The sequence below is a fragment of the Actinocorallia lasiicapitis genome (assembly GCF_054778695.1).
In genome coordinates, this window is the sequence record NZ_BAAGZI010000329.1 from 1 (window position 1) to 6,697 (window position 6,697).

Here is a 6,697-nt window from a genome sequence, read left to right on the forward strand (position 1 = left end):
CGTCGAAGGTCGCGGACGGCTGGGACCGCGCCGGCGGCACGACCAGCGCCGGCATCGGCTTCGACCCGGCGGTCCTGCGGGACGCCGTGGCCCGGCAGGCGGTCCTGGAGCAGACTGAGGGCCTGTCCCTGCTGGAGATCACCGAGCCGACCGAGACGGCCGTCGCGGCGGCCTTCGCGCACACCGCTGTCCTGGCGGGACGGCCGGGCAACGCCGAGCCGCTGGCCGAGGCGGGCCGGTTCTTCGGCCGGCTCGCCCATCTCCTCGACGCCGTCGAGGACCTGCCCGACGATCACGCCGCGGGCGTCTACAACCCGCTGGTCGCGACCGGCACCTCGATCGAGCAGGCCCGCCGCACCGCCGACGACGCCCTGCACGGCCTGCGGCTGGCCCTGGCCGAGGTCGAGTTCGAGAACCCGCGCCTGGTCCGCGCCCTGCTCGACAAGGAGCTGCGCAAGTCGGTGGACCGCGCGTTCACCGGCCATCCCTATGCCCGCCCGGACGCCGGCCGTCCCGAACGCGGCGGCCTCCCGCTGCTCCCGGTCGTCGGCCAGTACCCGCCCGGCCAGTACCCGCCGCCCGGGCACAAGCCGCCGCGCCACCGCCCGCCGCGCCCCGGGTTCGGCCCCGAGCTGTGCCTGTCGGGGGCGCTGGTCGGCTGCACCTGCGGGCTGTGGCGGCCCGACTGGAGCGAGTGGAAGCACGCCTCCTGCGACGACCGCTGCGTCTGCTCCCGCCACTGCGACGGCAACTGCGACTGCTCGGGCTGCTGCGACTGCTGCAGCTGCTGCGGTGAGGGCTCGAACTGCTGCGACGGATGCGACTGCTGCGGCTGCGACTGCAGCTGCTGACCGCCGGCCCGGGCGTGATCTCCGCTACGTTCCGTTCGGAGATCACGAGGGGCTGGGCGCTGAGTTCGCGGTCCACGGCAGGACCGGGCTGCTCGGCTGAATCACGGAGCCGGGCGCGGATCACGTCCACGGGTCAATAAGGTGATGAGGTCACCCGGCCCCGATTCGCGTAAGAAGACCCATGACTGCACGACGGTTCGCCCTGTCCGGCGCTGCGGCGCTGGCACTGATCGCCCTGCCCGCGGCCCCCGCCTCGGCGCACACCGAGCTCACCGGCAGCAGCCCCGCCGACGGCGCGCGGATCTCCGCACCCGCCCGGGTGGCGCTGAAGTTCAACGAGGACCTGCAGGCCGGGCTGGTCAAGGTCACCATCACGGGCGCGAACAAGGAGACCTGGCAGCGCGGCGCGCCCAAGGTCACCGGCGCGGAGGTCGTGCAGAACGTCATGCCCGATCTGCCCGCGGGGGCCTACACGATCGGCTACCGGGTCGTCTCCGAGGACGGCCACCCCGTCACCGGCACCCTCGCCTTCACCGTGGTCGCCGGGCCGGCGACGGCCCAGCCCACCGACCTCACCCCGGTCGGCACCGGCACGCCCGTGCCCGCGACGTCCGAGGGCGGCGGGGCGCGCTGGCTGATGGTCGGGGTCGGCCTGGCGGCCGGAGCGGGGATCGGCATCCTGTTCTCGATGCGGCGCAAGCGTGGCTAGGGCGGTCAAAGCGTCGCTGATCGTCGCGCTGGCGGCGCTGGCCGGGCTGGTCGGCGCGCTGCTGCTGGGCGGCGCGGCGGGCGAGAAGGTCATCCCCGGCATCTCCGACGCGGGCCGGCTGGTCCGCTGGGGGCTGCCGCTGAGCCGGACCGTGATGGACCTGGGCGCGTCGGTGACCCTCGGCTGCCTCGTCATGGCCATCGTGCTGCTCCCCCTGGTCAAGGGCGAGCTGAGCGCGGCGGGCGAGAAGTACCTGCACGCAGCCTCCTGGGCCGCGACGGTCTGGGCCGCGGGCGCGGGCGGCACCCTGGTGCTGACGGTCGCCGACATCCTCGGCGTCCCGATCCTCACCGTGCTCCAGGGCAACGAACTGTCCAGCTACGTGGGGCAGCTCCCGCAGGGCACGGGACTGCTGATCGTCATCCTGCTGGCCGTGGTCGTGGCGCTGCTGGCGCGGACCATCACCTCGCCCGCCTCCGCGCTGGGACTGCTGGCGCTGGCGTTCGTCGCGCTGCTGCCGCCCGCCCTGACCGGCCACTCCGCCGCCTCCGCCAACCACGGCGTCGCGGTGATCGGGCTAGCGCTGCACCTGGCCGCGGTCGTGCCGTGGGTCGGCGGGCTCGCCGTGCTGACCTGGCACGCGCTCACCCAGCAGCGGCAGCTCGACGTCGCCGCCACCCGGTTCAGCCGGATGGCCGTGTGGTGCTTCGCGATCACCGGGCTCAGCGGGCTGGCCAACACGATCTCCCGGATCCCCGACCCGCTCCAGCTCTTCGACTCCGACTACGGCCGGCTGATCCTGATCAAGGTGGTGGCGTTCGCCGTCCTCGGCTGGTTCGGCTGGCGGCACCGCGAGCACACCATCCCGCTGATCGCGGCGAAGAAGCCGCTGGCGTTCACCCGGCTCGCCGTCGTCGAAGCCGCGATCATGGCGGCGACCATGGGCATCGCCGTCGCGCTGTCCCGGACGGCCGCGCCCGCCCCGTCCCTGCCCGAATCCAGCATCAAGGCGCTGATCGGCTACGAGATGCCCGCGCCGATCACAGTCGCCCGGCTGGCGACGCTGTGGCGGCTCGACCTGTTCTTCCTGACCCTCGTGCTGGTGCTGGGCGGGCTGTACATCGCGGGCGTCGTCCGGCTGCGGCGGCGCGGCGACACCTGGCCGTGGGGCCGGCTCATCGCCTGGATCGCCGGGCTGCTGTCGATCGTCGCGGTCACCATGACGGGCGTCGCGACCTACGCGCCGCTGTTGTTCAGCGTGCACATGGCCCAGCACATGACCCTCGCTATGATGACGCCGATCCTGCTGGTGCTCGGCGCGCCCATGACCCTCGCCCTCCGCGCGTTCAAACCCGCCAAGATCAAGGGCGATCTCGGGCCGCGCGAGTGGCTGGTCATGGCCCTGCACAGCAAGACGATCAAGTTCCTGAGCCATCCGCTGGTCGCGACGGCCCTGTTCATCGGCAGCACCTACGCGCTGTACTACAGCCCCGCGTTCGAATGGCTGATGCGCAACCACCTCGGCCACATCTTCATGCTCAGCCACTTCCTGCTGACGGGCTTCCTGTTCTACTGGGTGATCATCGGGGTGGACCCGGCGCCCAGGAAAATCCCCTACGTCGCGAAACTGCTGCTGCTGTTCGTCACGATGCCGTTCCACGCCTTCTTCGGCATCGCCGTGATGAACATGGGCGAACCGCTCGCGCCCGGCTGGTACTCGGCCGTCCACCCGCCCTGGGCGGTGTCCATGGTCCACGACCTGCAGACGGGCGGCGCGATCGCCTGGGGCTTCGGCGAGATCCCCACCTTCGTGGTGCTGATCGCGATCGTCTTCCAGTGGGCGATGGCCGACGGCAAGCAGTCCCGCCGCGAAGACCGCAAAGCCGTCCTCGACTCCGACGCCGAACTCGACGCCTACAACGCCATGCTGGCCCGGCTCGGCAAGAACCCCGAAAGCGAGACCGCCTAGCGCGGCTGGATGAACCCCGTCTCATAGGCGAAGATCACGGCCTGGGTGCGGTCGCGGGCGCCCAGCTTGCCCAGCAGGTTGCCGACATGGGTCTTGACGGTCTGGAGGCTGACGAACAGCGACTCGCCGATCTCCGCGTTCGACAGCCCCGAGGCCATCAGCCGCAGCACCTCGGCCTCCCGCTCGGTGAGCTGGCCGTGCCAGACCGGGGCCTTGCCGCCGCCGCTCCGCTCCGTGCGGGCGGCGGCCAGCGCCCTGATCGCCGCCGGGAACAGCAGGATGTCGCCCTGCACGACCAGCCGGATCGCCTGCAGGATCTCCTCAGGACGCGAACGCTTGAGCAGGAAGCCGTTGGCGCCCGCCCGCAGGGCGTCGTAGACGTAGTCGTCGTTCTCGAACGTCGTCACCACCAGGATCTTGGGCGGTTCCGCGGCCCGCTCCAGGATGTTCCTGGTGGCCTGGATGCCGTCCACGCCCGGCATCCGGACGTCCATCAGGACCACGTCCGGGCGGAGCCTGGCCGTCTCGGACTGGGCGGCGGCGCCGTCCCCGGCCTCACCGACCACCTCCAGATCCGGTTCGGCGGCGACGATGGCGCGCAGGCCCGCCCGGATGAGCTGCTCGTCGTCGACGATCAGTACCGTGGTCATGCGGAGTTTCCCCTTGTGATCGGAATGGTGACGCTGACGCGCCAGAGATCGTCCTGCGGCCCCGCCGACATCGTGCCGCGCAGCACCCGCACCCGTTCGCGCAGGCCGCCGAGACCGCGCCCGCCGAGATCCTGACCGGCCTGGACGAGATCGCCGCGCGGATTGGTCAGATCGAGTTCCAGTTCCTCGGCGCGCGCCTCGAGCCGCAGCCGCACCGGGACGTGCCCGGCGTGCTTGGCGACGTTGGTCAGCCCTTCCTGGACGATCCGGTACGCCTCCCGCGACACCGCGGCTGGAACACGTTCCAGATCGCCCTCGCAGTCGAAGCTGATCTCCAGTCCGGTGTTGCCGAGCAGGTCGTCGAGATCCTTCAAGGTCCGCTGCGGGGTGCGGCCGCTCTTGTCCTCCTCGCGGAGGAGCCCGAGCACATGGTCCAAGTCCTCGAGCGCGGCGCGCGCCGACTCCTCGATCGCCGACAGCGCCGTCTTCGCGAAGTCCGGATCGCGGTCCAGCACCCGGGCGGCGGCGCTGGCCTGGACGGTGACGATGCTGAGCGCGTGGCCGACGGAGTCGTGCAGTTCACGGGCGAGCCGGTTCCGTTCGGCGAGGGCGTCGGCCCGCCTCTCAGCGGCCGCGAGGAGTTCCTGCGCGGACGGCCCGAGCGCGTACGGCGCGAGCTTCGCGGCGATCCGGCCGAGCAGCACCAGCAGTGCGAGCAGCGCGACGGCCGCCAGGATCCCGGTGACCGGGATGAGCCACCGCCACTCGGACTCGACGATCGCCTGGATCGGCTGGGGCCGGCCCCTCTTCCCCTGGTGGAAGGGCATGACGAACGACATGACCGCGTAGACCGGGGTCAGCACGCACAGCGCCCCGAACACCGCTCCGGTGACCACGTGGGCGGCGAACCAGGCCGCAGCACGGACCCGGGACGGCCACGCCGGATCGGCCCCGAGCGTCTCGGGCTCCCCGACCAGCTCCTTGGTGAAGGCCCCTTCGAGCGACCGGACGACGGGCAGCAGCCCGACCATCCCGACGACGGGCGGAAAGGCCAGGATCTCCAGCAGGACGGTGGCGACCCCGACCCAGCCGTTCACGATCGGGATCATGCCCGCGAAGATCAGATAGGTGATCGCGAAGGGGACGAAGAGCGCTCCGCCGATCACCAGGAACGCGAAGCGGCGCCACGTCGTCCCGGAAACCAGAGGCCGAAGCAGACTTTTCACCTCTTCATCCTGGCATCGACCCTGAAGATCCTTCTCCCCCGGAGGTACCGTTCCGGGCCGCTGATTTGGTCCTCACGTGGGAGTGACGGAGAAGACAGGAAGCGGTTCTATCAAGGGGCGACATCGAGGCGTAACGTCCGGAACAAGGAGAAGGCGGTGATCACCGATGGGCCCCCAGGAAATGTCAGTGCCCGTAGGTACCGTGAACGGTATGAAGCTCTGTCAGCCGCTTGTGCGGGAGCTGTCAGCACGGCGCGCGAACCTCAGTGCCATGACGACCTCGCAGACCCCCGGCCCGATCGCCTCGTTCCTCCGTTTCGTCCTGTGCGGCGGCGGCGTCACCCTCCTGTCCAGCCTGCTGCTGGTCGCCCTGGAGGCGCGGCTGAGCCTGCTGCTCGCCAACGCCCTCGTGACGGTCGCGGGCACCCTCGCCGCCAATGAGCTGCACAGCCGGGTGAGCTTCGCCAGCGACCGCCGCGGCTGGCGGATGCACCTGGAGTCCAGCGCCACCGCGGTGGCCGCCTGGCTGGTCACCTCGGTCGCCATGCTGGTGCTGCACAAGCTCGCCGCCCACCCGGCGGTCCTGCTCGAGCAGGCCGTCTACATCACCGCGTCGGGTGTGGCGGGGCTCGCCCGCTTCCTCACCCTGCGCCTCGTCGTCTTCGCGAAGAAGGGCGCCGAGACCGCGTCCCCGGCCCGCGAGGAGATCGTCCTCGCCGCCTGATCCCGCCACACCCCGGTCGTCGCAACGCCCTCGGCCCCGTCCCTCCGGACGGGGCCGTTCGTGTTCTCCGGCGGAGCACTCCACCCTGAGGCGGGGCCTCAGCCCTGAGAGGGAGACGACCCGCCCCTAAGGGACGAGGCCGCGATCTCAGGGTGTCGATCGCAGGGGCGACGATCACAGGCCGACGCAGACGAGGGCGCGGCGGTAGGCGTCGCGGCGGTGGTCCTCATCGCCCGTCTCGCCCATCAGCTCGGCGAGGTCGAACCAGGCCTGGGCGGCGTCCCGGGTGGCCTCCATGTCCTCCAGGCAGGTGGCGGCGCGCGACAGGACCTCGATCGCCTCCGGGCGGTCGCCCAGCCGGACATACGCCTCGCCCAGGACGGTGAGCGCCCAGGCGGAGGTGCGGCGGGGGGCGTCGCCGAGCAGGTCGAGCGCCTCGCCCGCGAGGGTCACCGCGTCGGCCGGGTTGCCGAGCATGGTCTCGGCGCGGGCCAGCTCCGTCAGGCACCACGCGGTGTCGACCTCGCCCGCGGCGTTGGTCGCGATCTCCGCGCGGGCCTTGAGCAGG

Annotated in this window: 7 protein-coding genes; 4 read left to right on the forward strand and 3 right to left on the reverse strand. The window is 71.6% G+C overall.

Annotation, left to right across the window (positions count from 1 at the left end; all coding sequences use genetic code 11):
- From ACYVE7_RS26435 to ACYVE7_RS26445, 3 genes are all read left to right on the forward strand, one after another.
- Positions 1-851 (forward strand): DUF5685 family protein (locus ACYVE7_RS26435; protein ID WP_460368224.1); only part of this gene is annotated, 851 nt, incomplete at its 5' end.
- Between the two features lie 181 nt (positions 852-1,032).
- Positions 1,033-1,560 carry a copper resistance CopC family protein gene (locus tag ACYVE7_RS26440; protein WP_460368226.1) on the forward strand — a complete coding sequence of 176 codons (528 nt, stop codon included), beginning with the start codon at positions 1,033-1,035 and terminating at the stop codon, positions 1,558-1,560.
- Positions 1,553-3,529 carry a cytochrome c oxidase assembly protein gene (locus tag ACYVE7_RS26445; RefSeq protein WP_460368228.1) on the forward strand — a complete coding sequence of 659 codons (1,977 nt, stop codon included), beginning with the start codon at positions 1,553-1,555 and terminating at the stop codon, positions 3,527-3,529. Before ACYVE7_RS26440 ends, ACYVE7_RS26445 begins: the two co-directional genes overlap by 8 nt.
- Here the strand turns inward: ACYVE7_RS26445 and ACYVE7_RS26450 are convergent.
- The gene (locus ACYVE7_RS26450; protein WP_460368229.1) at positions 3,526-4,179 is read right to left on the reverse strand and encodes a response regulator transcription factor; all 654 of its coding nucleotides are present in this window, start codon (positions 4,177-4,179) and stop codon (positions 3,526-3,528) included. The genes ACYVE7_RS26445 and ACYVE7_RS26450 overlap by 4 nt on opposite strands.
- Positions 4,176-5,405, reverse strand: a complete 1,230-nt coding sequence (locus ACYVE7_RS26455; protein ID WP_460368231.1) for a sensor histidine kinase — start codon at positions 5,403-5,405, stop codon at positions 4,176-4,178. The genes ACYVE7_RS26450 and ACYVE7_RS26455 overlap by 4 nt, the downstream gene beginning before the upstream one ends.
- Positions 5,406-5,676: 271 nt before the next feature.
- On the opposite strand from ACYVE7_RS26455, the gene ACYVE7_RS26460 reads away from it, so the two are divergent.
- Entirely contained in the window at positions 5,677-6,129 is a 453-nt protein-coding gene (locus ACYVE7_RS26460) for a GtrA family protein (RefSeq protein ID WP_460368233.1), read from the forward strand.
- 174 nt (positions 6,130-6,303) lie between these two features.
- On the opposite strand, the gene ACYVE7_RS26465 is transcribed toward ACYVE7_RS26460, so the two are convergent.
- On the reverse strand, positions 6,304-6,697 hold a 394-nt coding region (locus tag ACYVE7_RS26465), incomplete at its 5' end, for a tetratricopeptide repeat protein (protein ID WP_460368235.1).